Source organism: Rhizobium metallidurans (assembly GCF_014196505.1).
Taxonomy (GTDB): Bacteria; Pseudomonadota; Alphaproteobacteria; order Rhizobiales; family Rhizobiaceae; genus Rhizobium; species Rhizobium metallidurans.
The window spans coordinates 15,105-40,198 of record NZ_JACIDW010000001.1 but is presented as its reverse complement, the minus strand read 5'-3'; the positions used below and the strand labels follow the sequence as shown (position 1 = coordinate 40,198).

General features: G+C 62.5%; 24 protein-coding genes. 17 read left to right on the top strand and 7 right to left on the bottom strand.

Annotated features, from left to right (window positions below; genetic code table 11):
* The first annotated feature begins 84 nt into the window (after window positions 1–84).
* Entirely contained in the window at window positions 85–1,266 is a 1,182-nt protein-coding gene (locus GGQ67_RS00190; protein WP_183898175.1) for a M20 aminoacylase family protein, read from the top strand.
* A gap of 111 nt (window positions 1,267–1,377) precedes the next feature.
* Here the strand turns inward: GGQ67_RS00190 and GGQ67_RS00185 are convergent, their stop codons facing one another.
* From GGQ67_RS00185 to GGQ67_RS00165, 5 genes are all read right to left on the bottom strand, one after another.
* A complete protein-coding gene (locus GGQ67_RS00185; RefSeq protein WP_183898174.1) occupies window positions 1,378–1,827 on the bottom strand; it encodes a helix-turn-helix domain-containing protein in 450 nt (149 codons plus the stop codon).
* Between the two features lie 167 nt (window positions 1,828–1,994).
* Window positions 1,995–2,279 (bottom strand): membrane lipoprotein lipid attachment site-containing protein, encoded by a 285-nt coding sequence (locus GGQ67_RS00180; RefSeq protein ID WP_183898173.1) that lies wholly within the window; start codon window positions 2,277–2,279, stop codon window positions 1,995–1,997.
* A gap of 137 nt (window positions 2,280–2,416) precedes the next feature.
* Window positions 2,417–3,577, bottom strand: a complete 1,161-nt coding sequence (locus GGQ67_RS00175; protein WP_183898172.1) for a fumarylacetoacetate hydrolase family protein — start codon at window positions 3,575–3,577, stop codon at window positions 2,417–2,419.
* Between the two features lie 196 nt (window positions 3,578–3,773).
* Window positions 3,774–5,618: an IlvD/Edd family dehydratase gene (locus GGQ67_RS00170; protein WP_210279486.1), complete on the bottom strand. Its 1,845-nt coding sequence runs from the start codon at window positions 5,616–5,618 to the stop codon at window positions 3,774–3,776.
* Between the two features lie 135 nt (window positions 5,619–5,753).
* A complete protein-coding gene (locus GGQ67_RS00165; RefSeq protein ID WP_183898171.1) occupies window positions 5,754–6,665 on the bottom strand; it encodes a helix-turn-helix domain-containing protein in 912 nt (303 codons plus the stop codon).
* A gap of 86 nt (window positions 6,666–6,751) precedes the next feature.
* On the opposite strand from GGQ67_RS00165, the gene GGQ67_RS00160 reads away from it, so the two are divergent.
* The 5 genes from GGQ67_RS00160 to GGQ67_RS00140 all read left to right on the top strand — a co-directional run bounded on the left by GGQ67_RS00160 (window position 6,752) and on the right by GGQ67_RS00140 (window position 12,945).
* On the top strand, window positions 6,752–8,026 hold the full coding sequence (locus GGQ67_RS00160; RefSeq protein WP_183898170.1) for an ABC transporter substrate-binding protein: 1,275 nt from the start codon (window positions 6,752–6,754) through the stop codon (window positions 8,024–8,026).
* Between the two features lie 67 nt (window positions 8,027–8,093).
* Window positions 8,094–8,954, top strand: coding sequence for a carbohydrate ABC transporter permease (locus GGQ67_RS00155; protein WP_183898169.1), 861 nt, complete (start codon window positions 8,094–8,096; stop codon window positions 8,952–8,954).
* A complete protein-coding gene (locus GGQ67_RS00150) occupies window positions 8,951–9,787 on the top strand; it encodes a carbohydrate ABC transporter permease (protein WP_018901638.1) in 837 nt (278 codons plus the stop codon). Before GGQ67_RS00155 ends, GGQ67_RS00150 begins: the two co-directional genes overlap by 4 nt.
* 14 nt (window positions 9,788–9,801) lie before the next feature.
* Window positions 9,802–10,887, top strand: coding sequence for an ABC transporter ATP-binding protein (locus GGQ67_RS00145; protein ID WP_183898168.1), 1,086 nt, complete (start codon window positions 9,802–9,804; stop codon window positions 10,885–10,887).
* A gap of 54 nt (window positions 10,888–10,941) precedes the next feature.
* Entirely contained in the window at window positions 10,942–12,945 is a 2,004-nt protein-coding gene (locus GGQ67_RS00140) for an aldo/keto reductase (RefSeq protein ID WP_183898167.1), read from the top strand.
* Between the two features lie 66 nt (window positions 12,946–13,011).
* Here GGQ67_RS00140 and GGQ67_RS00135 read toward each other — a convergent pair whose 3' ends face one another.
* Window positions 13,012–13,317, bottom strand: a complete 306-nt coding sequence (locus tag GGQ67_RS00135) for a hypothetical protein (RefSeq protein WP_183898166.1) — start codon at window positions 13,315–13,317, stop codon at window positions 13,012–13,014.
* A gap of 354 nt (window positions 13,318–13,671) precedes the next feature.
* On the opposite strand from GGQ67_RS00135, the gene GGQ67_RS25450 reads away from it, so the two are divergent.
* Entirely contained in the window at window positions 13,672–14,844 is a 1,173-nt protein-coding gene (locus tag GGQ67_RS25450) for a beta strand repeat-containing protein (protein WP_183898165.1), read from the top strand.
* A 52-nt stretch (window positions 14,845–14,896) separates the two neighbouring features.
* Here the strand turns inward: GGQ67_RS25450 and GGQ67_RS00125 are convergent, their stop codons facing one another.
* Window positions 14,897–15,598, bottom strand: coding sequence for a GntR family transcriptional regulator (locus GGQ67_RS00125; RefSeq protein WP_183898164.1), 702 nt, complete (start codon window positions 15,596–15,598; stop codon window positions 14,897–14,899).
* 121 nt (window positions 15,599–15,719) lie between these two features.
* On the opposite strand from GGQ67_RS00125, the gene GGQ67_RS00120 reads away from it, so the two are divergent.
* The 10 genes from GGQ67_RS00120 to GGQ67_RS00075 all read left to right on the top strand — a co-directional run bounded on the left by GGQ67_RS00120 (window position 15,720) and on the right by GGQ67_RS00075 (window position 24,844).
* Window positions 15,720–17,234, top strand: a complete 1,515-nt coding sequence (locus GGQ67_RS00120) for an aldehyde dehydrogenase family protein (protein WP_183898163.1) — start codon at window positions 15,720–15,722, stop codon at window positions 17,232–17,234.
* Window positions 17,235–17,385: 151 nt separating this feature from the next.
* Window positions 17,386–18,336 carry a sugar ABC transporter substrate-binding protein gene (locus GGQ67_RS00115; protein WP_112820326.1) on the top strand — a complete coding sequence of 317 codons (951 nt, stop codon included), beginning with the start codon at window positions 17,386–17,388 and terminating at the stop codon, window positions 18,334–18,336.
* A gap of 69 nt (window positions 18,337–18,405) precedes the next feature.
* Entirely contained in the window at window positions 18,406–19,425 is a 1,020-nt protein-coding gene (locus GGQ67_RS00110) for an ABC transporter permease subunit (protein WP_183898162.1), read from the top strand.
* Complete coding sequence (locus GGQ67_RS00105) at window positions 19,425–20,162, top strand: ATP-binding cassette domain-containing protein (protein ID WP_183898832.1); 738 nt, start codon at window positions 19,425–19,427, stop codon at window positions 20,160–20,162. Before GGQ67_RS00110 ends, GGQ67_RS00105 begins: the two co-directional genes overlap by 1 nt.
* Before the next feature lie 37 nt (window positions 20,163–20,199).
* On the top strand, window positions 20,200–21,036 hold the full coding sequence (gene kduI / locus GGQ67_RS00100) for a 5-dehydro-4-deoxy-D-glucuronate isomerase (RefSeq protein WP_210279509.1): 837 nt from the start codon (window positions 20,200–20,202) through the stop codon (window positions 21,034–21,036).
* Window positions 21,033–21,788, top strand: a complete 756-nt coding sequence (gene kduD, locus GGQ67_RS00095) for a 2-dehydro-3-deoxy-D-gluconate 5-dehydrogenase KduD (RefSeq protein ID WP_183898160.1) — start codon at window positions 21,033–21,035, stop codon at window positions 21,786–21,788. Before kduI ends, kduD begins: the two co-directional genes overlap by 4 nt.
* 3 nt (window positions 21,789–21,791) lie before the next feature.
* Complete coding sequence (locus tag GGQ67_RS00090) at window positions 21,792–22,127, top strand: cupin domain-containing protein (RefSeq protein WP_425503742.1); 336 nt, start codon at window positions 21,792–21,794, stop codon at window positions 22,125–22,127.
* 196 nt (window positions 22,128–22,323) lie between these two features.
* Complete coding sequence (locus GGQ67_RS00085) at window positions 22,324–23,355, top strand: Gfo/Idh/MocA family protein (RefSeq protein WP_183898158.1); 1,032 nt, start codon at window positions 22,324–22,326, stop codon at window positions 23,353–23,355.
* A gap of 1 nt (window position 23,356) precedes the next feature.
* A complete protein-coding gene (locus GGQ67_RS00080) occupies window positions 23,357–24,436 on the top strand; it encodes a Gfo/Idh/MocA family protein (RefSeq protein WP_183898157.1) in 1,080 nt (359 codons plus the stop codon).
* A gap of 141 nt (window positions 24,437–24,577) precedes the next feature.
* Window positions 24,578–24,844, top strand: coding sequence for a DUF2934 domain-containing protein (locus GGQ67_RS00075; protein WP_183898156.1), 267 nt, complete (start codon window positions 24,578–24,580; stop codon window positions 24,842–24,844).
* The last annotated feature ends 250 nt before the right edge of the window (window positions 24,845–25,094 follow it).

Sequence of the window (25,094 nt, the reverse complement as noted above, 5' to 3'; positions counted from 1 at the left end):
TGCCGCTCGTGATGCAATCGAAGACCCGGCCGGCCCTGTCGTGGGGCCGGCAGCGGACCACGCATGCAAAGAATTGGAACGGACATGACCATCGACAACGATTTCGCCCGCCTTTCGGATTTCGAGCCCATGGACGCCGAACTGCGCGCCATCCGCCAGCATCTTCACGCCCATCCCGAACTGTCGTTCGAGGAGACGGAAACCGCCCGCTTCGTCGCAGAAAAGCTCGAGGGTTGGGGCTATGAAGTGACCCGCAATGTCGGTGGCAACGGCGTCGTCGCCCGCATGACGCAGGGCGCCGGCAAGAAGAGCATCGCGATCCGCGCCGACATGGACGCCCTGCCGATCACCGAGCAGACCGGCAAGCCCTATGCCAGCCAGGTTCCGGGCAAGATGCACGCCTGCGGCCACGACGGCCACACGACGGTGCTGCTGGGTGCCGCCGAATATCTGGCGCGCACCCGCAAGTTCAACGGCACGGTCAACCTGATCTTCCAGCCCGCCGAAGAGGCCGGCGGTTTCAGCGGCGCGCAGGCGATGATCGAGGATGGCCTGTTCGAACGCTTCCCGTTCGACGCCATCTTCGGCCTGCACAACCACCCCGGCGCCCCTGAAGGCAGCTGGCTGATGCGTTCGGGTCCGTTGATGGCGGCCGCCGACACGGTCGAGATCAGGATCACGGGCAAGGGCGGCCATGCATCGCGCCCGCACCTGACGATCGATCCCGTCGTCGTCGCCTGCAACCTCGTCGTCTCGCTGCAGTCGGTCATCTCGCGCAATGTCGATCCGACGCAGACGGCTGTCGTCACGGTCGGCGCCATCCATGCCGGCGAAGTGGCCAACGTCATCCCCGAAAGCGCGAGCATGCTCTTGACGGTGCGCTCGTTCGATCCGAAGGTTCGCGAGATCCTCGAAAAGCGCATCCGGGCGCTGACCACGTCGCTCGTCGAAGGCTTTGGCGCGACCGTCGAGATCGACTACGCCTACGGCAATCCCGTCGTCGTCAATTCCGAGAAGGAAACCGAGTTCGCCCGCATGGTGGCGGAGGAACTGGTTGGCGAGGGCAATGTCGCGCTTTGCCCGCTGATCCCAGGCAGCGAGGACTTCTCGCACTTCCTCCAGCACAAGCCGGGCAGCTTCCTGCGCCTTGGCAACGGCATGAACTCGGCGATCCTGCACAGCGCGAAATACGACTTCGCCGATGACAGCCTGACGGCCGGTGCGGCGATGTGGGCGCGCCTGACGGAACGCTACCTCGACGCGTGATCGTCCCGTATCGAAATCCATGACCAAACGAAGAAGGGGCGCCCGAAACCGGCGCCCCTTCTTTCATGTCACGCAGCCCGAGGCGCGGATGCGCCGCCGGCGGGAAATTCGTTACTGGCTGGACGGGGTGCCGGATTTCTCCAAGGCCGCCTGGGTCTGGGTCTGGGTCTGCGCCATCGCCTTGACGAGCGCCACGATCTTTTCGCGCAACTGCACGTCGGTGATCTTGATGAACGCCTTGTTCAGCGCGAGCCCTTCCTTGGAATTAAGGAATTCCGCGACCGGATCGGTCGTCACAGTCAGATCCAGTCCGGCGAGCGACAGGGGCTCCGACGGGTCCTGCTGAAAGAAGAAACTTGGCGTGGTGTTCATGACTTCGGCGATGCGCTGCAGGCGGCTGGCGCCGATTCGGTTCATTCCCTTTTCGTACTTCTGCACTTGCTGGAACGTCACGCCGATCTGCTCGGCCAACCTTTCCTGACTCATTCCCAGCAACTGCCTGCGCACTCTGACTTGGGAACCCACATAGCTATCGATTGCGTTCGGTGTCTTTGCATTCATCCTGTATTTCCTATGCCGGAATCGAAGCGAAACAGTCCCCGGCAAACCGGCTCTTCCCAGCAATGACAGTTTGTCTTAGCAAGCGATCAAATTCAACCGCAGGATTATGACGATAAGGTGATCTGTTCGTAAAATGCCTGAAGATTCACGCTATGAGTGCGTGTCGCTCAATCTCTACCGCCGAAACGGATCGGTCGGATGACGCGGTGCACAATCTTCAGGGTCCGGTCGGGCTGGATCATGTAGGTTTCCTCGACCTCCTGGCCATACTGGTCGATGAAGCTGTGCGGGAAGGTGGAGCCGATCGGCGACTTCGTGAGCTTCGTCCGGGGCTGGCCACTATAGATGATGCTGCCGGGAATGGGCGTGATGCCGGGTGCGGAATAGTCCTTGCCCGTCGTGCATCCTGCCAGAAGAGCCAGTGCGACAATCGCAACCACAGTCCGTTTCATCGCACCCTCACATATTCGCTTCGCTTTCACCGTGAATATATGGTTGCGGCCGGGAATGGACAGGCGGTGCCGGCTTATCCCGGATGTTTTTTGATGGCGGCACGACGCCGCCATCCGAGCTTGCCTGCGCTATGCGCCTAAAGCAGCCCGCGTTTCGCCAGATTGGACATCAACGCGCTGATGCCGAAGGTCCATGGCGGGCAGTCGTCGGAGCGGCGGACCGTGTTGACAAGCGCGCCGAGCCCGGCCGACGAAATCTCCACGACGTCGCCGATCTTGTGGGTGAAGCCCTGGTTCGGCGCGTCGCGGTCCTGCGTCGGGGCGAACAGCGTGCCGAGAAACAGCATGAAGCCGTCGGGATACTGGTGATGCGCGCCGCAGGTCTGGCGCACGAGATCGGTCGGATCGCGGCTGATCTTCGACATCGAGCTCTTGCCGTGCAGCACGAAGCCATCTTCGCCGGTGACTTTCAGGTCGAGTTCGGCGCTACGCACGGCGTCGAGATCGAAGCTCTCGTCGAGCAGGCGGATGAAGGGGCCGATCGCGCAGGAGGCGTTGTTGTCCTTGGCCTTGCCGAGCAGCAGCGCCGAGCGCCCCTCGACATCGCGCAGGTTGACGTCGTTGCCAAGTGCGGCCCCCCTGATCTCGCCACGGCTGTTGACCGCGAGCACGATTTCCGGCTCCGGATTGTTCCAGGTCGAGACCGGATGCAGGCCGACATCGGCACCCCAACCGACGGAGGAGAGCACCGGCGCCTTGGTGAAGACCTCCGCATCCGGGCCGATACCGACCTCGAGATATTGCGACCACATGCCTTCCTCGATCAGCGCCTGCTTGACCTTAGCCGCTTCAGAAGATCCGGCCTTGAGATTGTTGAGGCTGCCGCCGATCAGGGTGCTGACACGCTCGCGGATCGCGGCCGCCCGGTCAGGATTGCCCGCCGCCTTCTCCTCGATCACGCGTTCGATCATCGACTGCGCGAAGGTGACGCCGCAGGCCTTGACCGCCTGCAGATCGACCGGCGCCAGAAGATAGGGGCGCGAGGCATCCGGCTTGCCGGTGCTGTTTGCGGCGATCTCCTCGAGTGTTCCAAGCGACTTGCCTTTAGCCGAGCGGACGAAGGCCACGAGATCGGACCGCTCCAGAAGCGCGCTCACGGTTGCCGCCTCCTTCGAGGTGATGTCGATCACCTGTTGATCGCGGATCGTCACGATGCTGGGGCCGTCGGCGGCAGGATTCCAGGCGCGGCCAACGAACAGACCACCCGTGGCGGCGGCGTCGAGAAGGGGATGAGGCATGATAATTTTCCGTCACGCGAGCGATGGACGCGCTCTATGAGCCAAGGATGCGCCGCCCTCCAACCCAGCGGCAGCAAAATCGATCACATTCGCCGACGACGGGCAAGGCCGGAATACGCGGGAACGATCGCCGATCAGCGAAAACGCTCACGGGCCGGCGCCTCTCCGGTCACCGGCCCATGATTGATGTCGCCGCTTAGTGGTTGTCGCGCGGGATACCCTTGGTCTGCGCGATCCGCTGATACTTCACCGCCGGCTCCAGCACCGCGCCGGTTTCCATCTGCCCGACATAGGAGCGCTGGATTTCCTGCCACGGCGTCTGGCTTTCCGGATAGACATAGCCGCCGGCGGCAACCAGTTCCGCGCGCCGCCTGGCGATCTCCTCGTCGCTGATCAGGATGTTGGCGGTGCCCTTCTTCAGGTCGATGCGCACCTGATCGCCCGTCTGAAGGATCGCAAGACCACCACCGGCAGCGGCTTCGGGCGAGGCGTTGAGGATCGAGGGCGACCCTGATGTGCCCGACTGGCGACCGTCGCCGACGCAGGGGAGAGAGGAAATGCCCTGTTTCAACAGGTAATCCGGCGCGCGCATGTTGACCACCTCGGCGGCACCCGGATAGCCGATCGGGCCGGCGCCGCGCATGAAGAGGATGGTCGCGGCGTCGATGGCCAGCGACGGATCGTCGATGCGGTGGTGGTAATCCTCCGGCCCGTCGAAGACGACGGCGCGGCCGGTGAAGGCTTCCGGGTCATCGGGATTGGAGAGATAGCGGTCGCGGAACTCCGGCGAGATGACGCTGGTCTTCATGATCGCCGAGGAGAAGAGATTGCCCTTCAGCACGCGGAAGCCGGCGCGCTCCTTCAGCGGCCGGTCGAACGGCCGTATGACCTTTTCGTCCTCGATCATCGAAGCCGTGTAGTTCTCGCCGACCGTCTTGCCGTTGACCGTCATCGCGTTGGTGTCGAGGTGGCCGTGCTTGATCAACTCGCCCATGACGGCGGGGACGCCGCCGGCGTGGTAATAGTCCTCGCCGAGATATTCACCTGCCGGCTGCAGGTTGACGAGCAGCGGGATTTCCTCGCCATGGGTCTGCCAGTCGTCGACCGAGAGTTCGACGCCGACATGACGGGCAAGCGCGTTCAGGTGGATCGGCGCGTTGGTCGAGCCGCCGATCGCGGAGTTCACCTTGATCGCGTTGATGAAGGCTTCCCTGGTCAGGATGTCGGATGGCTTCAGATCCTCGCGTACCATCTCGACGATCCGCAGGCCGGTCTCGTAGGAGATTTCCTGGCGATCGCGGTACGGTGCCGGAATGGCGGCGGCGCCAGGAAGCTGCATGCCCAAAGCTTCGGCAAGCGAGTTCATCGTGGTTGCCGTACCCATCGTATTGCAGTAGCCGGTCGAGGGTGCTGAGGAGGCGACGAGCTTGACGAAGCCCTGGTAGTCGATCTCGCCGCGCGCCATCATCTCGCGCGCCTTCCACACGATCGTGCCCGAGCCCGTGCGCTCGCCACGGAACCAGCCATTCAACATCGGGCCGACGGACAACGCGATCGCGGGGATGTTCACGGTTGCCGCGGCCATGAGACAGGCCGGCGTGGTCTTGTCGCAGCCGATCGTCAGCACCACGCCATCGAGCGGATAGCCGTAGAGCACCTCGACAAGGCCGAGATAGGAGAGATTGCGGTCGAGGCCGGCGGTCGGGCGCTTGCCGGTTTCCTGGATCGGGTGCACCGGAAACTCGATGGCGATCCCGCCGGCATCGCGGATACCTTCGCGCACGCGCTTGGCAAGCTCGATATGGTGGCGGTTGCACGGCGAGAGGTCCGAGCCCGTCTGCGCGATGCCGATGATTGGTCGGCCGGACTGCAGCTCTTCCTGGCTGAGGCCGAAGTTCATGTAGCGCTCGAGATAGAGCGCCGTCATGTCGGGATTGGCCAGATTGTCGAACCAGGCCCTGGAGCGAAGCTGCGGTGTCCCGGTCTTCTCGTCGATTGCGGTGTCACTGGATGAGGCGGGTGTTTTCTCGACCACGATCATTTCCCTTGGTTTTGCTGCGGTATAGTCATGCGGTTAACCGATAGGCGCGTTCAAATAGTCATCGGCAAGAATGGCGGACTGTCGGCGCCCGAAACGGACTGAAATCACTCCGGCAACGTTTACGGCGTTGCCTCCTCAGGCCGGAACGTATTGCGAGATGAAGCGCGCGTCGCGACGGAAATCGGATGGCGACATGCCGGCGATATGGCGGAAGGATTTGTTGAAGGCGCTGATCGAGCCGAACCCGCTATCCATCGCCACCTGCAGCACATTCGCCTCTTCGTTCATCAGCATCGCCTGCGCGCGTGAAAGCCTGAGCAGGTTGACGTACTTGCTGAGCGTCATGCCCGTCGTCTTCTTGAAGAGGTTCATTGCATACTTCGGATGCAGGTCCGCGGCGCGCGCGATATCGACCGAATCGATCTCGTGCAGGAAGTTCAGGGCGATGAAATCGCACATGCGCGCGACGCTGCGCGAGGATTGCGGATAGGCCTGCTCGACATCATCCGTAGCCGACAAGCCGTTGGGCGCCAGCATCGAATAGGGGTCGAGCACGATGCGCTCGATGCGCAGAAGCATCTCCTCAACGGCGTGCTGCGCCTTGGCGGCATCGCCGGATTTCGCGTAAGCCACCCAGCGCGGGAAGTTCTCTTTGTCGGCGGCATCGGTCGCCGACGTGAAGAGAATCTCGCCCTTCATCAGCCGGCTCGAGATGTTGATCGGCAGCCGCATGCGAAAAAAATAGACCAGCGGCAGATGCCCGCCTGCATAGATCGAATCATCGCTGCTTTCGTCCATCTGGTGCGGCTGCCCGCCCCAGAACAGGCACATGTCGCCGGCCTTCATGCTGATGTCGTGGCCGTTCATGCGGTAGTGCACCTCACCGCGCATGATGTAGTTCAGCTCCACCTGCACATGCCAATGCGGCATCAGCATTGGTGGCGGATGGTTGTGAAACATCTGGAGTGCCGTCGGCAATCCCTCGATGCTGCTCGCTCCCGGCTGATAGACAGCCCTCTGCTCAATCTTACTTTCCGCCAAATCCATATTCCCTTTTTAGGAGACAGCGGCTCCCTTGCGGTTAGTGTAGTCACGTTCGCTAAGGGACGGCAATTGAAAAGGGAGGATTTTCAATGCGCTTCAAACTTATCGGTGCAACCGCTGCTGTTGCACTTCTTGCATCCGGCTCCGCATTCGCGCAGTCGGGCAATCTCACCATCTGGAGCTGGAACGTCGCCGCGTCGGCGCTGAAGTCCACGCTCGAAGGCTTCAACAAGCTCCATCCGGATATCAAGGTCACGGTGGAAGACCTTGGAAACCAACAGGTTTTCGACAAGATGCTGGCAGCCTGCGCGGCGGGCGGCGAGGGTCTGCCTGACATCGTCACGGTCGAAAACTTCGAGGCCGAAATCTTCTGGAACCGTTTCCCGGATTGCTTCGCCAACTTGAAGGACCTCGGCTATACGGCTGAAATCCAAGCGAAATTTCCTGAGTTCAAGCGCACCGAGCTTGAAGTGGGCGATGTCGCCTATGCCATGCCCTGGGATTCCGGTCCGGTCGCCGTCTTCTATCGTCGCGACTTCTATGAGAAGGCCGGCGTCGATCCGGCGTCGATCAAGACCTGGGACGATTTCATCGCCGCCGGCAAGAAGATCTCGGCCGCAAACCCGGGCGTCGTCATGGCGCAGGCCGATTTCAACGGCGACAGCGAATGGTTCCGCATGATCTCCAACGAGCAGGGCTGCGGCTACTTCTCGAGCGATGGCCAGAACATCACCATCAACCAGCCCGCCTGCGTCGCCACCCTTGAGAAGGTCAAGGAGATGAAGGACGCGGGCACGCTGACGGCCGCCATCTGGGACGAGAAGATCCAGGCCAACACCGCCGGCAAGGCCGCCAGCCAGATGTATGGCGGCTGGTACGAAGGCACCGTGCGCTCGGGCTCTCCCGATCTCTCCGGCAAGTGGGGCGTCTACATGATGCCGAGCCTGACGGCGGACGGACCGCGCGCGGCCAATCTCGGCGGCTCGTCGCTGGCGATCGCCGCCAACTCGGCCAACAAGGAAGCCGCCTGGACGTACATCGACTACGCGCTCGGCACCAATGAGGGCCAGGTCGCGATGCTGAAGTCCTTCGGCCTCGTGCCGTCGCTGCTGTCGGCGGTGCAGGATCCGTTCGTCAACGAGGCGCAACCCTATTGGGGCGGCCAGAAGGTCTGGGCCGATATTCTCTCGACCCTGCCGAAGATCGTGCCGAGCCGCGGCACGCAGTTCCAGACGGATGCCGACGCCATCTACAAGGCGACGCAGACCAAGTATTTCGCCGGCGGCTACCCGGACGCGAAGGCGGCGCTCGACGATGCCGCCAAGCAGATCGAGACCGCCACCGGCCTTCCCATCGCGGAATGAGTGACGATGCCGGGCATCCTGTGGGTGCCCGGCTTCCATCTCTCGCTTCGACTTTGAGGAGAATGAAATGCCGATCCGGAACCGGAGCGCATATCTGTTTCTTGCGCCCTATCTGCTGGTCTTCGCCACGTTCTGGCTATGGCCCATCATCAGTTCGTTTCTGATCTCGTTTCAGAATACGCGCGTAAACCCCTGGAAATTCAGCGCTTCCATCAATTGGGGACGCCTGATCGGCGATCCCGCCTTCTACAATGCGCTCTATAACACGCTGATCATCCTGGTGATCCAGGTGCCTGTCATGATCGCGCTTGCGACGCTGATGGCCGTGCTCCTGAACTCGCCGCTCCTCAAGGCGCGCCCGCTGTATCGCTTTGCCTTCTTCGCGCCCGTCGTCGTCGGCGAGGTGGCCTATGCCGCGGTCTTCCGGCTGATGTTCAGCATCGATTTCGGCATCGTCAACAAGCTGATCACCTCGGTCGGCCTGTCTCCCGTCTCCTGGTTCGACAATGCCAATGCCGCTATGGCGCTCGTCATCATCGCCGTCACCTGGCGCTGGGCGGGCTACAACGCCATTATCCTGCTCGCCGGTCTGCAATCGATCCCTGACGATGTCTACGAGGCGGCGACGCTGGACAAGGTCTCGAAGACCAAGCAGTTCATCCATATCACCCTGCCGCTGTTGAAGCCGATCATCCTGTTCTGCGTCATCCTGTCCGTTATCGGCACGATGCAGCTCTTCGCGGAACCCTTCCTGATCACCAATCGCGGTGGTCCCGGCGGCGGTACCGAAACGCTCGGCCTGCTGCTCTATCGCCAGGGCTTCCTGTCGCTGAACTTCGGCTACGCGTCCGCGATCGCCTACACCATGGCCATCCTCGCCATCACCATCTCGCTGCTCAATCTCTGGGTCGGGAGGGAACAGAAATGAAGTCCAAGTCCCAATCCAAGATGCTGCAGACCGTTCTCCTGCATGTCGTGCTGACGCCGCTTGCGATCGTCTGGCTGTTTCCGATCTGGATGATGTTCGTCTTCTCGACTATGCCCGATTACGGCATCTTCAGCCCCGACATCGTGCTCTGGCCGTCGACGAACTTCGTCGAGAACTTCAAGAACCTGCAGGCCGATACCGATTTCGTCCGCGCCATGTTCATCTCGGTCGTGGTCGCCTCGGTCTATACGTTCCTGTCGGTGCTTCTGACCTCGATGGCGGGCTGGGCACTGGCGCGCTATCGCTTCGTCGGCAAGTCGATGGTCGTCGCCATCATTCTCGGCACCATCACGCTGCCGTTCGCCGTCGTCGTCATCCCGCAGTTCATCATGGTGGCCCGCGAGTTCAAGCTCGCCAACACCTGGGTGGCGCTGATCGTCCCGCCGCTGTTCAACTCGCTCGGCGTGTTGTTCATGCGCCAGGCCTTCTCGATGATGCCGGCTGAGCTCTTCGATGCCGCGCGCGTCGAAGGGGTCAAGGAGCGACAAATCTTCCTGCGCATCGCCTTGCCGCTGGCACGCCCGACGATGGCGGCGCTCGCAATCATCCTCTTCCTGGCGTCGTGGAACAACTACCTCTGGCCGCTGCTCATCAATTCCAAACCCGGAATGATGACCGCGCCGGTGGCGCTCGGATCGCTGATCGGTCTCACCAAGGTTTCATGGGGCGGCATCATGGCCGGCGCCATGCTGCTAACGGCGCCGATCCTCGTGGTCTTCGTGTTCCTGCAACGTCACTTCATCGCCGGCATTTCGGCCGGCGCAGTCAAATAGTCGGGGAACGCCTGATGTCTGAACTTTCTTTGAAAAACGTGGTCAAGCGCTTCGGCGCGCTCGAGATCATCCATGGCGCCGATCTCGAGGTGAAGGATGGCGAGTTCGTCGTCTTTGTCGGCCCGTCGGGTTGCGGCAAGTCCACGCTGCTGCGCATGATCGCCGGGCTCGAGGATATCTCCGGCGGCGAGATCAACATCGGCGGCAAGGTCGTCAACGATGTCGAGCCGGCCGATCGCGGCATCGCCATGGTCTTCCAGTCCTATGCGCTCTATCCGCACATGACGGTCGAGGAGAATTTGAGCTTCGGCCTGCGCATGAACGGCAATCCCAAGGCGGATACCGAAAAGCGCGTGACGCATGCCGCCAACATCCTGCAGATCAACGAGCTGATGCAGCGGCGGCCCAAGCAGCTCTCCGGCGGCCAGCGCCAGCGCGTGGCGATCGGCCGCGCCATCGTGCGCGAACCGCAAGTCTTCCTGTTCGACGAGCCGCTGTCCAACCTCGATGCGGAGCTGCGCGTGCAGATGCGCGTGGAAATCTCGCGCCTCCACAAGCAGCTGGGCACCACGATGATCTACGTCACCCACGACCAGACGGAGGCGATGACGCTTGCCGACAAGATCGTCGTGCTCCGGTCCGGCAACATCGAACAGGTGGGTGCGCCGCTCGATCTCTACGACGATCCCGCCAACCAGTTCGTCGCCGGCTTCGTCGGCTCGCCGAAGATGAATTTCCTGAAGGCGCAAGTGGTGGAGACGGGAAGCGGAACCGCGACCGTCGCCATCGCCGGCGAGCCGAACGTGCGCCTGACGCTGCCGATCACCTCGGCGGTCGAGAGGGGGGCGGACGTCACTGTCGGTATCCGGCCGGAACATTTCAGCGACGCCGGGCAGGGCGACACGGATCTGACCGTCTCCATCGACGTCGCCGAACACCTCGGCAACACCAGCTACATCTACGCCACCACGAAAGGCGGCGAGCAGATGATCATCGAGCGCCCGGAATCGCGCACGGCTGCCCAGCGCGATACGCTGACGGTGGGGCTCACCGCGAAACGCGTCTTCCTGTTCGACAGCGCCGGCAAACGCCTGCGCTAAACAATTCCATCCCAAGACTTGCAACTGACCGACATGAAAGAAGAGGACTTTCCCATGAGCTCAGATCAACCGATCCGCTGGGGTATCATCGGCCCGGGCACAATCGCGCGCACCTTTGCCGATGGCATCGCGCATTCGCGCACCGGCAAGCTCGTCGCCATCGCCACCCGCAACCCGGAAAAGCCGGGCCTCGCTGAAAACTTCCCCCGCGCCCGCATCGTCAAGGGCTATGAGGCGCTGCTCGAGGATAGCGAGATAGACGCCGTCTACATCGCCGTGCCGCACACCGGTCACGCCGAATGGGCGATCAAGGCGATCCGGGCAGGCAAGCATGTGCTGGTCGAAAAGCCGATCGCGCTGACGGCCTACGACGCCGACGCCATCTATCATGAAGCCAAGAAGGCCGACGTTTTCGCGGGCGAGGCCTTCATGTACCGAGTCCATCCGCAGACGGCCAAGATCGTCGAACTGGTGAAATCCGGCGCGATCGGCGCCCTGCGCATCATCCGCACAAGCTTCGGCTTCAACATGGGGACGTTCCGCCCGGAACACAGGCTGTTTGCCAACGAGACCGCCGGCGGCGGCATTCTCGATGTCGGCGGCTATCCTGTCTCCATGGCCCGGCTGATCGCGGGTGCTGCCGAAGGCAAGCCGTTCCTGGAGCCGGAAAAGGTCGCGGGCGTCGGCCATCTCGGCCAGTCCGGGGTCGACGAATGGGCGTCCGCCGTGCTGCAGTTCCCCGGCGGCGTCATCGCCGAAGTCTCGTGCTCGATCATGGCGAACCAGGACAACACGCTGCGCATCATCGGCTCGGAAGGCCGCATCGAGGTCAAGGACTTCTGGTTCGCGTCGGGCCACAAGGGCGGCGTCGGCAAGATCGAGCTGTTCAAGGGCAACGAGCAGCAGACGATCGAGGTCAAGGAAGATCGCTGGCTCTATTCCTTCGAAGTCGATGCGGCGGGCGATGCCATCCGCTCCGGCCGGCAGGAATTCACCTCTCCCGGCATGGGCTGGGCCGATTCCGTCGGCAATCTGCGCGTGCTCGACCAGTGGCGCGCGTCGATCGGCCTGGAATACAGCGTCGAGAAGGCGGCAAAGCGGGTGACCAATCTTGCCGGCGACAAGGTCACGCTCGGCAACAGCATTCCCAAGCGGTCCATCCCCGGCATCTCCAAGCCTGCCTCGGTCGTCACGCTCGGCTTCGAATTCTTCCCGAACTTCGCCGCCGCCTCGCTGACACTCGATGCCTTCTATGAAGCCGGCGGCAATGTCTTCGACACCGCCTTCATCTATGGCGGCGGCAAGACCGAAAGCATCTTCGGCGACTGGCACACCAGCCGCAACGTCAACCGCGAGGAGATCGTGCTGATCGGCAAGGGCGCGCACTCGCCGCTGGTCTATCCAGATATCATCGCCAAGCAGCTCGACCAGTCGCTCAACCGCCTGAAGACTGATTACGTCGACATCTACTTCATGCACCGCGACAACACCGACGTCCCGGTCGGCGAGTTCGTCGATGCCATGGACGCGGAGGTCAAGCGCGGCCGCATCCGCGGTATCTTCGGTGGCTCCAACTGGACCCGTGAACGCATGGACGAGGCGGCGGCTTACGCGGCGAAGAACGGTAAGCTGGCGCCGGCAGCACTGTCGAACAACTACTCGCTCGCCGAAATGCTCGACCCGATCTGGGCCGGTTGCGTGACGTCGTCGACCGACGAATGGAAGACGTGGCTCAACGAGCGGCAGGTGCCGAACTTCGCATGGTCGAGCCAGGGCCGCGGGTTCTTCACCGACCGTGCCGGCCGCGACAAGCACGACGACGAGGAAATCGTCCGTTGCTGGTATTCCGACCGCAACTTCGTGCGCCGCGACCGCGCCATCGAGCTGGCGGCCAAGCTTGGCCGCAGCCCGATCCACATCGCGCTCGCCTATGTCATCGCGCAGCCGTTCCCCGTCATTCCGCTGATCGGACCACGTACGATCGCCGAGCTGGAGGACAGCCTCTCGGCGCTCGATATCAAGCTGACGCGGGATGAGGTGAAGTGGCTCGAGGCATAGTGCCTCGTTCTCGAGGATGATGTGAGAAGGCGGGAATTCGGGCTCCGGATTCCCGCCACGCCAGGATTAGCGCCGCAACGCGTCGATGACGGCCTGATACTCGTGGGCAAGCGAGATTGCCGCTTTTGCAACCACCGGGTTGATCGAATTCCGGTCAACCGCCTTCGAGCACGTCTCGAACAGGCCGCGCAACTCGCATTCGATCCCGGACAGTTCGGGATATTGCCGCACGAGCACCTGCGGCAGCAGTTTCGCTTTCGTTTTCATGGACTTGGCGCCGAGCCATATATCCGGCGAGGCGATCGTCGCGTTCAGGATGGCCGTCTCAAGCTGTCCGGTGGCACTCACGATATCGGTGACCAAGGCCGTCATTCTTCCCTCCAACCAAAGGAACCCCGCTGTAGCAATGCATATCTCGTGCCAACAGCTAATATGCCGCCGAGCTGGGGACGCATGCTTGCCGTTCGGTTGACGGAGCGGCCCCCGGCATATGAAAACGGCACGCGGATGCCGGAATATTAGTCGTTCGTTAATTAGATTTTCTCGCGCCGTCCCCGTCCCAGGAACCGACCGGTACCTTGGAACTTTACCCTCACGTGATGGTTGAATGGTTGTAGATCACGCTTGATCTCGCCTTGACGATCTGAAGTGCGCACTTCCGCTTTTGACCGGGGCCTCTTGCCCCTGGGGTTCATGCCCTTTCAGGACATAACGGAGGAGAAAATGATGTACTTGAAGTCAACGATTGCCATATTGGCCGCCGGCTGCGCGAGCGTGCTGGTTCCACCGCAGGTCGCGGCTTTTGATATAGGCGGCTCGAACGGCATCAGCGTCAACAGCAGCGGCGGCGGGCTCAACGTGTCCGTCGGCGGCGCCAACGGTGTCAACGCCACGGTTGGCGGCGGTTCGAATGTCGCGAATGTCTCCGTCGGCGGAGCGAGTGGCGTGAACGCCAATGTCGGCGGCAATTCCACTGGTGGCCTCGGCGTCAATGCGTCGGTTGGCGGCTCCGGCGGGATCAATAGCGCCACCTCGGTCGGCGGCAGCAATCCCACGGGCGGCCTGGGCGTCGGCACGACCGCGACGATCGGTGGATCAAGCGGCATCAATGCCGATGTCGATGCAACCGTCGGCGGCTCCAATCTCGCTACCGTGGGCGCTATCGCCAATGTCGGCGCGGGTGACAACACGCTTGCCAATATCAACGCCAATCTGGCTGTCGGAGGGGCTTCGACAGGCGCAAGCGATGGCACGCAGCCGAGCCTCGTCGATCTCGGCACGACCGCAAGCATCGGCGGCACGAACGGCGTCAACGCGGATGTCGGCGCGACCGTCGGTGGCTCCAACCTTGCAACCGTCGGCGCGGTCGCCAATGTCGGTGGCGGCGACAATACGCTAGCCGACGTCAATGCCAATGTCGCGATCGGCGGCGGATCGACTGGCTCGGGTGGGGGCGGTTCGACAACCGGCAGTCTGGTCGATGCTGACGTGACCGCGAGTGTTGGTGGCACGAATGGTGTGAACGCGGATGTCGGCGCGACCGTCGGTGGCTCCGGTCTTCCCAGCGCCGCCGCCATGGCCAATGTCGGACTGGGCGATAACACGCTCGCCGAAATCAGCCTCGCCATCCCGTCCGGCGCTGGATCGGGCGGGACGGATCCGGGCACACCCGGCGTCCCCGGTACGCCCGGCATTCCCGGTGGTCCGGGCGCCGGCAACAACCCCGGCGATGACGCCAATGGCGATACGGGCGAGCGCGGCCGCAATCTGGCGATGATCAACGACATGTCCGCGAGAGATCGTGCCAAGGCCAAGGCAAGCTGCAAGGACGTCGTTAGGTCCGGCGGCTTCGACGCCGGCCTCGTCAGCCTCTGCAAGATGGTGATGGCAAGCCGCTGATTTCGCTGAAATTGGAAAAAGGGCGTCGGTTTCGGCGCCCTTTCTGCATTGCTTATTCGAAAAGGTCGGGATGATCCGCTTCGATCTGCGGCAGATCCGACAATATCCCGTTGAGGTGGGTGCGCATGGCCGACGCGGCGGCGTCCGCATCGCGTCCATCGATCGCCGTGATGATCGCCTCATGTTCGGTGATCAGCCGCATCATGGAATCCGGATGGCGAAGCTGCAGATTGCAGACCCGGTCCATATGAGCCTTGATGTCGGAAATGGCGTTCCAGGCAAGACCGCAGCCGGCGCCTTCGGCAATTGCGATATGAAACTGTTCGTCCTCTCGCCTGAATGCGTTGTGATCGTGCGCCTGCATGGCGGCCCGCTGCCTGCCGATGATCGTGTCGATCCGGCGACGCGTCCAGCTGTCGAAACTCTCGCTGGCGCGGCGCGCCACCGCGGTCTCCAGCGCCTCGCGCACGAAGCGCGCCTCCATCATCTGCCGTGCCGAGATTCGGACGACCACGGTGCCTCGGTTGGGGCGCACATCGACCAGCCGTGATTTCCCGAGCGCGATCAGGGCCTCGCGCACCGGCTGGCGGGAGACACCCATGCGCGTCGCGATCTCCTGCTCGGAAAGCCGCGTGCCCGGCGCCAATTCCAGCCTGATGATCTGCTCGCGCAGGTCGCGTTCCACCTGTGCCGCAGCGGTTTCTCCGGTCTCAATCTTCAAGGATTCGAGGTTCATGTCTTTCGTCGCCGTCATCCGTTGACATCCAATTTAAACCACCATACAGTACCATACAATTCAAACGCAACATAAATCCGGTGGTCCAAAACCGGGTAAAAAGGGAGGGCTGGCACGATGTGTCGGCTTGAAGGGAAACGTGCTGTCCAATTTCATTGCGCCTGATTCCAGTGATCCGCGGCTGAACATTAAATCCCGCTACCAGATGCTTGTCGATGGCAAGTCGGTGGATGCCGCATCCGGCCGCACGATTGACCGTGTCAGCCCCGGTCACGTGGGCGTCGTCGTCGGCACCTGGCCGGAGGCTTCGGCCGATGATGTGCGCCTGGCCGTTGCCGCCGCCCGCCGCGCTTTCGATACAGGCCCCTGGCCGCGCATGTCGGGCGCGGAGCGCTCGCGGCTGATGTTCAAGGTGGCCGACCTGATCCTCAAGAACCAGGAAGAGCTGGCCTTGGCCGAAAGCCTGGAGGTCGGCAAGCCGATCGCCCAGGCGCGCGGCGAAATCGGCTTCTGCGCCGACCTCTGGTCCTATGCCGCCGGTCAGGCGCGGGCTTTGGAAGGGCAGGCGCACAACAATATCGGCGACGATCGGCTGGGTCTGGTGTTGCGCGAAGCCGTCGGCGTCGTCGGCATCATCACGCCCTGGAATTTTCCCTTCATCATTGCCTCCGAGCGCGTGCCGTGGGCGATCGGCGCCGGCTGCACCGTCGTCCTCAAGCCGTCCGAATTCACCTCGGGAACCTCGATCCGCATGGCGGAACTGGCACGCGAGGCCGGCATTCCCGATGGCGTGTTCAACGTCGTCACCGGCTACGGCGATCCGGCCGGCCAGGTGCTCGCCGAAGATCCGGGCGTCGACATGGTTGCCTTCACCGGCTCTGTGCGCGTCGGCACCAAGCTTGGCGAGATCGCCGCGCGCAGCGTCAAGCGCGTCGGGCTGGAGCTCGGCGGCAAGGGTCCGCAGATCGTATTCGCCGATGCGGATCTCGAGGCGGCCGCCGATGGCATCGCCTACGGCGTCTATCACAATGGCGGGCAGTGCTGCATTTCCGGCAGCCGGCTCTTGGTCCAGGAAGGCATTCGCGACGCGTTGATGGAGCGCCTGCTCGATATCTCGCGCAAGGTGACCTTTGGTGATCCGCTGAACGATCGCACCAAGATCGGAGCGATGATCTCGGAAGCGCATGTCGACAAGGTCCACTCCTACGTCGAAGCCGGTATCGCATCCGGTGCCGAATTGCTGCTCGGCGGCGAGCGCGTCGGCAAGGACACCGGCATCTATTACGCCCCCACCGTGTTTGCCGGCGTGAAGCCCGAGATGTCGATCGCCCGCGAGGAGATCTTCGGACCGGTGCTCTCGACCTTGACCTTCAAGACCGCGGACGAGGCCGTGGCGCTTGCCAATGCCAGCGAGTTCGGCCTATCCGCCTCGGTCTGGTCGACCAATCTCGAAAACGCCATGCAGAGCATCCGCCGCATTCGCGCCGGCCGCTGCTGGATCAACAGCGTCATCGACGGCACCCCGGAACTGCCGATCGGTGGCTACAAGAAGAGCGGCCTCGGTCGCGAACTCGGCCGCTATGGCTTTGATGAATATTCCCAGTTCAAGGGCGTGCACGTGACGTTCGGGCGACCGGCGCCGTGGTTCGGCTGACAGGGAAGTAAGAGATAGGGCGTTTCCGCTTTTGGGAGAAGGCGGAACGTCTGGGAGGAAAATCTCGGCCGGCGTGATCTTTGGTCGGAGCCCGCCAGCCGAGACTTGGGTCTTTCGACCCGCATTGCACATCCAAAGGGAGGATACGCAAATGAAATTGACCAGGTTGAAAACCGCGGCACTGGCCGCGGGTATCGCCACGATGATGACATCTACGGCATTGGCCGCCGACGTCAAGGCAACGATGATCATCTATCTCGATCCGAGCGTCCAGTTCTTCAACCCCGTGGTGAAGGGCGCCAAGGATGCGGCCGCGCAATTCGGCGTCGATCTCGACGTGCAGTACGCCAACAACGACCCGGTTCGCCAGAACGACCTGATCGAGAGCGCGACGGCGGCCGGCGTCGATGGTATCGCCGTCGCCATCTCCTCGTCGGATGCCTTCGATGAAAGCATCTGCGCGGCCGTGAAGGCCGGCATCGTCGTCATCGGCTTCAACAATGACGATCTTGAAGGCGCCAAGGGCAATTGCCGCCAGGCCTATGTCGGCATGAACGAATTCTCATCCGGCTACGAGCTCGGCAACCGGATGATCAAGGAATTCGGCCTGAAGTCCGGCGACGTCGTCTTCAATCCGCGCGAAATCCCCGAAGCGAGCTTCGCGGTCGCGCGCGGCGGCGGTATCGAGAAGGCGATGAAGGAAAACGGCATCAAGGTCGAGACGGTTCGCGCCGGGCTTGATCCGGCCGAGGCGCAGAACATCATGGCACAGTTTCTGATCGCCAACCCCGGCGTCAAGGCGGTGTTCGGCACGGGCTCGGTGACCTCGACCGTCGGCGCCGGCGCCATCAAGGACGCGGGCGTGAAGGTCCCGTTCGGCGGCTTCGATCTCGCGGTCGAGATCGTCAATGCGGTCGAATCCGGCGCGATGTTCGCGACCATGGACCAGCAGCCCTACCTTCAGGGTTACTACCCGATCGCCCAGATCGCGCTCTCGAAGAAGTACGGGCTGACCCCGACCGACGTCGATACCGGCCAGGGCGCCTTCCTCGACAAGTCGCGCATCAGCTCGGTCAAGCCGCTGATCGGCAGCTTCCGCTAACCGCGTTTCGTGGGAGCCTGCCGGCGACGCCGGCAGGTTCTCCGTCGCCAATCGATCGAGTACCAGACCGTGACACCAATCCTCGAGACAAGTGCCGCGCCCCGGTCGCGGACCCAGAAACAACCGATTATCCGGCAGATCATGGCGATGCCCGCCGGCGCGATCTTCTTCGTCTTCATGACGCTGCAGATCGTCTGCATCGCGGGCGCCTTGCTCTTTCCCGATCAGTTCCGCTATCTCTCGCCGCAGAACCTGACGATCCTGATGAAGGCGATCCCCGTGCTCGGCAGCCTGGCGCTCGGCGCCGGCGTGCTGATGATCGCCGGCGAATTCGACCTCTCCATCGGCTCCGTCTACACCTTCACCGCCATCCTGATGGCAAGCCTCGTCGGCGCCGGATTGAGCGCCTTCATCGCCGCGCCGATCGGCATCCTCGCGGGTGTCATGATCGGCCTTCTGAACGGCCATCTCACGCTGCGCTTCGGATTGCCGTCCTTCATCGTGACACTGGGTGGCCTGTTGTTCTGGCGCGGCGCCGTGTTGCTCTACAATGGCGCCGTCCAGGTGCGCTTCGATCCGGAGCCGCTCTTCACCAGCCTGTTCGCCGGCACGCTCTTCGGCATCAATGCCGCCTTCATCTGGATCGTTCTCTTCGTGATCGGCTTCCACTACCTCCTTCACCGTCACCGCTTCGGCAATCATGTCTTCGCGACCGGGGGCAATCGTGCCGCCGCGGAAGCGATCGGCATCAACACCAACCGCGTCAAGCTGGTGGCCTTCGCGATCGCCGGTGGCATGGCGGCGGTGGCCGGCATCCTGGCCACCGCCCGCGTCGGAAGCGTGCAGCCGGGGCAGGGCGCCGGACTGGAACTGCAGGCGATCGCCGCCTGCGTCATCGGCGGACTGTCGCTGCGCGGCGGACGAGGCTCGATCGTCGGCATCTTCCTCGGCGTGCTCCTCATCCACACGATCACCGACGTGCTGCTGCTGCTGCGGGCGCCGGGCTTCTATCTCGACATGTTCATCGCGACGCTGATCGTGCTGGCCGCCATCTTCAACCATCTTATCGAGCGGCGAGGTCTTGCATGATGTCGGCCCCCAATCTTCTTGAACTGCACAACATCTCGAAGAGCTTCGGCGCGCTGACGGCGCTGCGCAATCTGAGCTTCCACATCGGCGAAGGCGAAGTGGTGGGTCTGCTTGGCGACAACGGCGCCGGCAAGTCGACGACAGTCAACCTCATCTCCGGCATCCACAAGCCGACGGAGGGCTATCTCAGCGTCGATGGAAAGAAGACGGCGTTCACCTGCCGGTCGGATTCCGCCGACGCCGGTATCGAAACGATCTATCAGCATACGGCGCTGGTGGATTCGCTTTCGATCACCCGCAACATCTTCATGGGCCGCGAACTCACCGACCGCTTCGGCTTTCTACGCCAGAGTGAAATGCGCGAGATCGCCATGGAGGTGCTGCAGAACGCGGTGCACATCTCCGGCATCGACAGCCCCGATACGCTTGTCGGCAATCTCTCCGGCGGCCAGAAGCAGGCCGTCGCCATCGCCCGCGCCGTCTATTTCAAGAAGCGCGTCCTGCTTCTCGACGAGCCGACCTCGGCCTTGTCGGTGCGCGAGACGGAAGCTCTCTTGAACCAGGTGCTGAAGCTCAAGGCGGAAAACGTCTCCAGCGTGCTCGTCACCCACAACATCTACCACGCCTATCAGGTCTGCGACCGCTTCGTGATCATGAGCCATGGCACCAAGGTCTTCGATGTCGACAAGGCGGACACGACGATAAACCAGCTGACCGAATATGTCGTGCTCACCTGATCCCACCCAACAGACGGAAGGGGCATAGCCCGTGACCATGAAAGTATCAGTACGCCAGGTCGTTGGACCCGAGGATGCCGCGAGGCGCGACACGAAGGGTCTCCGCGACGGCTTCGTGATCGAGCACCTGTTTCGCCGAGGGGAGGCCAATCTCACCTACAGCCATCTCGATCGGATGATCGTCGGCGGCGTGGTGCCGGATACCAAGCCTATCGAGATCGCCGCGATCGCCGAGACCGGCACGGAACGTTTTCTCGACCGGCGCGAGGCCGCCTTCGTCAACATCGGCGGCGCGGGAATGATCAGCATCGCGGGCAAGCGTTACGAACTCGGCTTCCAGGAAGCGCTCTACGTCGGCATGGGCGAGGGTGCCTTGAGCTTCGCAAGCCGCGATCCGGCGGAACCCGCGCTCTTCTACCTCTTGAGCGCACCGGCGCACCGAACGTGTCCGACGGTGCACATCACCCGCGAGATGGCGAAAAAGGTGGTCGTTGGCTCTGCGGAAGAATCCAACGCTCGCACCATCAATCAATATGTCCACCCCGATGTCTGCGACAGCTGCCAGTTGCTGGTGGGATTGACGATGTTCGAGCCGGGTTCGGTCTGGAACACCATGCCGGCGCATTTGCACGACCGGCGCATGGAGGTCTATCTCTACTTCGGCATGCAGGAGCAGACGCGCATCTTCCATTTCATGGGCGAACCCAGCGAGACGCGGCATGTCGTGCTGAAGAACCACGACGCGGTGCTGTCGCCCGGCTGGTCGATCCATTCGGGTGCGGGAACCGGCCGCTACGCCTTCATCTGGGCGATGGCCGGCGATAACATGAGCTTCACGGACATGGACAAGGTGCCGATGGAAGACCTGCGATGAGCCTTTTCGATCTCACCGGCCGCTGGGCCATCGTCACCGGCGCCAATACCGGCATCGGCCAGGCCATCGCGGTCGGTCTGGCGCAGGCTGGTGCCGACATCGTCGGCGTTGGCCGCTCGGCGATGGACGAGACAGCGGGTGCGGTTACATCGACGGGGCGCCGGTTCGTATCGCTCAAGGCGGATCTGTCCGATACCGGCGAGGCGAAGGCTGTCATCGAACGCGCCCTTGCCGCCGGCGCCTCGCCCGATATCCTCGTCAACAATGCCGGCATCATCCGCCGCGCCGATGCGCTGGATTTCACGGAAGAGGATTGGGACGCGGTGCTCGACACCAACCTGAAGTCCGTCTTCTTCCTTTGCCAGGCCTTCGCGAAAGCAGCGCTTGCACGGCAGGCGCCGGCGAAGATCGTCAACATCGCCTCGCTGCTCTCATTCCAGGGCGGTATCCGCATTCCGTCCTACACGGCCTCGAAAAGCGGGCTTGCCGGCATTACGAGATTGATGGCGAACGAGTGGGCGTCGAAGGGCATCAACGTCAATGCCATCGCCCCCGGTTATGTCGAGACCAACAACACAGAGGCGCTTCGCGCCGATGCCGAACGAAGCGCCGATATCCTGAAGCGCATTCCGGCCGCCCGCTGGGCGAAGGCCGAGGATATGGTGGGCACGGCGGTCTATCTTGCGTCGCGCGCTTCCGATTATGTTCATGGCACGGTGCTGCCGGTCGATGGCGGCTGGCTTGCCCGATAGGAGATGATGATGGCAGATCACTACACGCTTCCCGACGACATTACCTGGACCGAAGTCGCGCCCGGCAACCGCCGCGCTGTGCTGTCCCATCGCCCCGAGGCGATGCTCGTCGCCTTCCGCTTCGAGCCCGGCGCGATCGGCGCGCCGCATTCGCATCCGCATACGCAGGTGAGCTATGTCGCCGAGGGCGCCTTCGACGTCACCGTCGATGGCGTCACCACAAGGCTGGATGCCGGCTCGAGCTTCATCGTCGCCCCCAACCTTGTCCACGGCGTCGTGGCTCTCGAGAAAGGCCTGCTGATCGACACCTTCACGCCGAGACGGGATGATTTTCTGTAGGAAGGATCGGAGTAAATAACTATTTAGATACAAAATAATACACAACAAAATCATTATCATCGATCGTTTTTTGCCGACTTGGGAACGTCCGTCTATCTTGACAGGATACCGCTTTGGCTGTCTGTCTTGTCCCGAGGAGAGCGGTGAGGCCTGATAGTTGGAGGCTTCACGCCGCAAGCGAGGAGGACGCGTTTCTATGTTGAGATTTGCCGTTGTCGGGATCGACCATGGGCATACCTTCGATCATGTGAAGGGATTGCTGGCCGCTGGCGCCGAATTCGTCGGCTATTGCCCGAAGACATCCGTTCCCGCCATTCGCGAGATGTTCGAAAAGTCCTATCCCGATGCGCCGCAGATCGATCGGGAGCAGTTGCTCGCCGATCCCTCGATCGACGTGATCTGCATCGCGGCGATCCCATCCGAGCGGGCCGATCTCGCCATCCGCGCCATGAAATCCGGCAAGGACGTGATGACCGACAAGCCCGGCGTGACGACATCGGCGCAGTTGCAGGCGGTGAAGCTGACGGTGGCGGAGACGGGCCGCATCTTTTCGATCTGCTTTTCCGAACGCCACTGCGTGCGCTCCGCCGTCAAGGCCGGCAAGCTCGTCAAATCGGGCGCCATCGGCACGGTCATCCAGACGCTCGGCATGGGCCCGCACCGGCTGCAACTGCCGACGCGGCCCGACTGGTTCTTCGATCCTGAGAAGTTTGGCGGCATCATCGTCGATATCGCCTCGCACCAGGTCGATCAGTTCCTGTTCTATACCGGCTCGACCTCAGCCACGGTCGCCGCGAGCTCCATCGGCAATTTCGGCATGCCCCACCGACCGGCCTTCCAGGATTTCGGCGAAGTGCTGCTGCGCTCCGACAAGGGTTCCGGCTACATCCGCGTCGATTGGTTCACGCCGGAGGCCTTGCCGACATGGGGCGACGGCCGGCTGACCATTCTGGGGACAGAGGGCTATATCGAGTTGCGCAAGTACGTCGACATAACAGGCCGCCCCGGCAAGGATCACCTCTTCCTCGTCAACGGCAAGGAGATGACCCACATCGATTGCAGCGACGAAAAGCTCGACTATTTCGAGGCCTTCCTGGCTGACGTTCGCGATCGCACGGAGACCGCGATGCCGCAGGCGCATGTTTACGAGGTCTGCCGGCTGTCGCTCGAGGCGCAGGCGAACGCTGTCAGGATCGGCCAAGGGCAAGCTCCGGTCGGAGGGCGCTGAGATGAGCGGGAAATTTCGCGTCGGCGTGATCGGCGCCGGCATCGCCGCGCGTCATCTGGCAGGCTTCGGCTGGAACAAGGATTTGTTCGACGTCGTGGTTCTCTGCTCGCTCGACGCCGATCGCGGCGAAGCACTTTGCCGGGAGTTCGGCATTCCTGAGTATACGCAGGATGCCGAGGCGATGATCGCCCGCGCCGATCTCGACATCATCGACATCTGCACGCCGCCGAGTTCGCATTTCAAGCTCTGCCGCAGGGCGATCGAGGCGGGCAAGCATGTGATCTGCGAGAAGCCGCTGTTTGGCTCGATCGCCGAGGTGGACGAGATGGTTGGCATCGTCGCCAAGGCCGCGGGGCCGAAGCTGATGCCGATCTTCCAGTACCGTTATGGCTCCGGTCTCCAGAAGCTGAAGATGCTGATCGATCTCGGGCTTGCCGGCGAGGCGTTCCTGACGACGATCGAGACCCATTGGTGGCGCGGCCCCGATTACTACGCGGTGCCCTGGCGCGGCAAATGGGCGAGCGAACTCGGCGGCGGCCTGCTCGGCCACGCGATCCATGCCCATGACATGCTGAACTACATCCACGGCCCCTGCGCCGAACTCTTCTCTTTCGGCGCCACCTTGGTCAATCCGATCGAGGTCGAGGACACAGCGGCGCTTTCGGTCAGGATGAAGAATGGATCCCTCGCCAGCCTGTCCATGACGCTCGGTTCTCGCGAGGAGATCTCCCGCCTGCGCTTCTGCTTCCGTGACCTTGTGGCCGAAAGTATCATCGAGCCTTATACGATGGGCCGCGATCCCTGGACCTTCAAGGCGGGCAACGACGAGCACCAGGAAAAGGTGGACGCCGCGCTCGCCCGCTACGAGGTCAGGGAGGATGGCTATACCCGCCAGTTCGAGCTCTTCCATGAGGCGCTGATCCGAAACGAGGAACCACCGGTGACGCTCGGCGACGCCCGCAATTCGCTGGAGCTGGTTACCGCGGCCTACCACTCGCAACGCACCGGCCTGCCGACATCCCTGCCGATCCTTCCCGACCACCCCCTATACCGCAGCTGGCTGCCCGAAGGCGCATGTTAGCCAGGAGAGAAGGCCGCTAGGAAGTCTAGCGCACTTATCCTGCGTGGGGACAAAGAAAGTCCCGCCGAAGTAACGACTTGCTAAGCTCCATTTGTCAGCCTTGATCCATTGATTTTCATAATCCGTTGCTCGAGGTCTTTCATGTTTTTGAGTAAAGACGATTGGATCGCCCAGCGTGCCTATGCGCTGTGGGAAGCAGAAGGCCGGCCCGATGGGCGCGGCGGCGAGCATTGGCAGCAGGCGGACCGCGAATATCGGATGCTGGAAGAGACGCGTGCCTCCGCGGACGGCAGCGATCTGATCGAGCGCTTGAAAGCGATGGGCCGGAGCATGCGGGCGGCGGAGGATCGCGAGGATCGATCGGAAACGCCAGGAAAGGCAGTACCTTCGCGCCGTTCCGCCAGATGATCCACCCCGTCGCGCGGGCGTCATTCCGCGGTGTCGTGCGTTAAGGCACCGTTAAGCACGATCGTCTGTTTCCCTTATATTTTAGTGGGAGAACGATCCCTGAAGTTAAACGTCAACCTTTGCTGAGGAATATGCACAGTCGAAGGCATGATTGCCTTCTTGCAAGTGCAGGGGCGGCAGATGTTTTTTTCGATTGTAGACGCGGTCAGGTCACGGTTCACGGGACGTCAATCCGATCGTCCTCATCCGC

Excerpts from the sequence above, each read along its gene's own strand:
- GGQ67_RS00190 (WP_183898175.1), top strand. The coding sequence starts at position 85 with ATGACCATCGACAACGATTTCGCCCGCCTTTCGGATTTCGAGCCCATG.
- GGQ67_RS00185 (WP_183898174.1), bottom strand. The coding sequence starts at position 1,827 with ATGAATGCAAAGACACCGAACGCAATCGATAGCTATGTGGGTTCCCAA.
- GGQ67_RS00180 (WP_183898173.1), bottom strand. The coding sequence starts at position 2,279 with ATGAAACGGACTGTGGTTGCGATTGTCGCACTGGCTCTTCTGGCAGGA.
- GGQ67_RS00175 (WP_183898172.1), bottom strand. The coding sequence starts at position 3,577 with ATGCCTCATCCCCTTCTCGACGCCGCCGCCACGGGTGGTCTGTTCGTT.
- GGQ67_RS00170 (WP_210279486.1), bottom strand. The coding sequence starts at position 5,618 with ATGATCGTGGTCGAGAAAACACCCGCCTCATCCAGTGACACCGCAATC.
- GGQ67_RS00165 (WP_183898171.1), bottom strand. The coding sequence starts at position 6,665 with ATGGATTTGGCGGAAAGTAAGATTGAGCAGAGGGCTGTCTATCAGCCG.
- GGQ67_RS00160 (WP_183898170.1), top strand. The coding sequence starts at position 6,752 with ATGCGCTTCAAACTTATCGGTGCAACCGCTGCTGTTGCACTTCTTGCA.
- GGQ67_RS00155 (WP_183898169.1), top strand. The coding sequence starts at position 8,094 with ATGCCGATCCGGAACCGGAGCGCATATCTGTTTCTTGCGCCCTATCTG.
- GGQ67_RS00150 (WP_018901638.1), top strand. The coding sequence starts at position 8,951 with ATGAAGTCCAAGTCCCAATCCAAGATGCTGCAGACCGTTCTCCTGCAT.
- GGQ67_RS00145 (WP_183898168.1), top strand. The coding sequence starts at position 9,802 with ATGTCTGAACTTTCTTTGAAAAACGTGGTCAAGCGCTTCGGCGCGCTC.
- GGQ67_RS00140 (WP_183898167.1), top strand. The coding sequence starts at position 10,942 with ATGAGCTCAGATCAACCGATCCGCTGGGGTATCATCGGCCCGGGCACA.
- GGQ67_RS00135 (WP_183898166.1), bottom strand. The coding sequence starts at position 13,317 with ATGACGGCCTTGGTCACCGATATCGTGAGTGCCACCGGACAGCTTGAG.
- GGQ67_RS25450 (WP_183898165.1), top strand. The coding sequence starts at position 13,672 with ATGTACTTGAAGTCAACGATTGCCATATTGGCCGCCGGCTGCGCGAGC.
- GGQ67_RS00125 (WP_183898164.1), bottom strand. The coding sequence starts at position 15,598 with ATGACGGCGACGAAAGACATGAACCTCGAATCCTTGAAGATTGAGACC.
- GGQ67_RS00115 (WP_112820326.1), top strand. The coding sequence starts at position 17,386 with ATGAAATTGACCAGGTTGAAAACCGCGGCACTGGCCGCGGGTATCGCC.
- GGQ67_RS00105 (WP_183898832.1), top strand. The coding sequence starts at position 19,425 with ATGTCGGCCCCCAATCTTCTTGAACTGCACAACATCTCGAAGAGCTTC.
- kduI (WP_210279509.1), top strand. The coding sequence starts at position 20,200 with ATGAAAGTATCAGTACGCCAGGTCGTTGGACCCGAGGATGCCGCGAGG.
- kduD (WP_183898160.1), top strand. The coding sequence starts at position 21,033 with ATGAGCCTTTTCGATCTCACCGGCCGCTGGGCCATCGTCACCGGCGCC.
- GGQ67_RS00090 (WP_425503742.1), top strand. The coding sequence starts at position 21,792 with ATGATGATGGCAGATCACTACACGCTTCCCGACGACATTACCTGGACC.
- GGQ67_RS00085 (WP_183898158.1), top strand. The coding sequence starts at position 22,324 with ATGTTGAGATTTGCCGTTGTCGGGATCGACCATGGGCATACCTTCGAT.
- GGQ67_RS00080 (WP_183898157.1), top strand. The coding sequence starts at position 23,357 with ATGAGCGGGAAATTTCGCGTCGGCGTGATCGGCGCCGGCATCGCCGCG.
- GGQ67_RS00075 (WP_183898156.1), top strand. The coding sequence starts at position 24,578 with ATGTTTTTGAGTAAAGACGATTGGATCGCCCAGCGTGCCTATGCGCTG.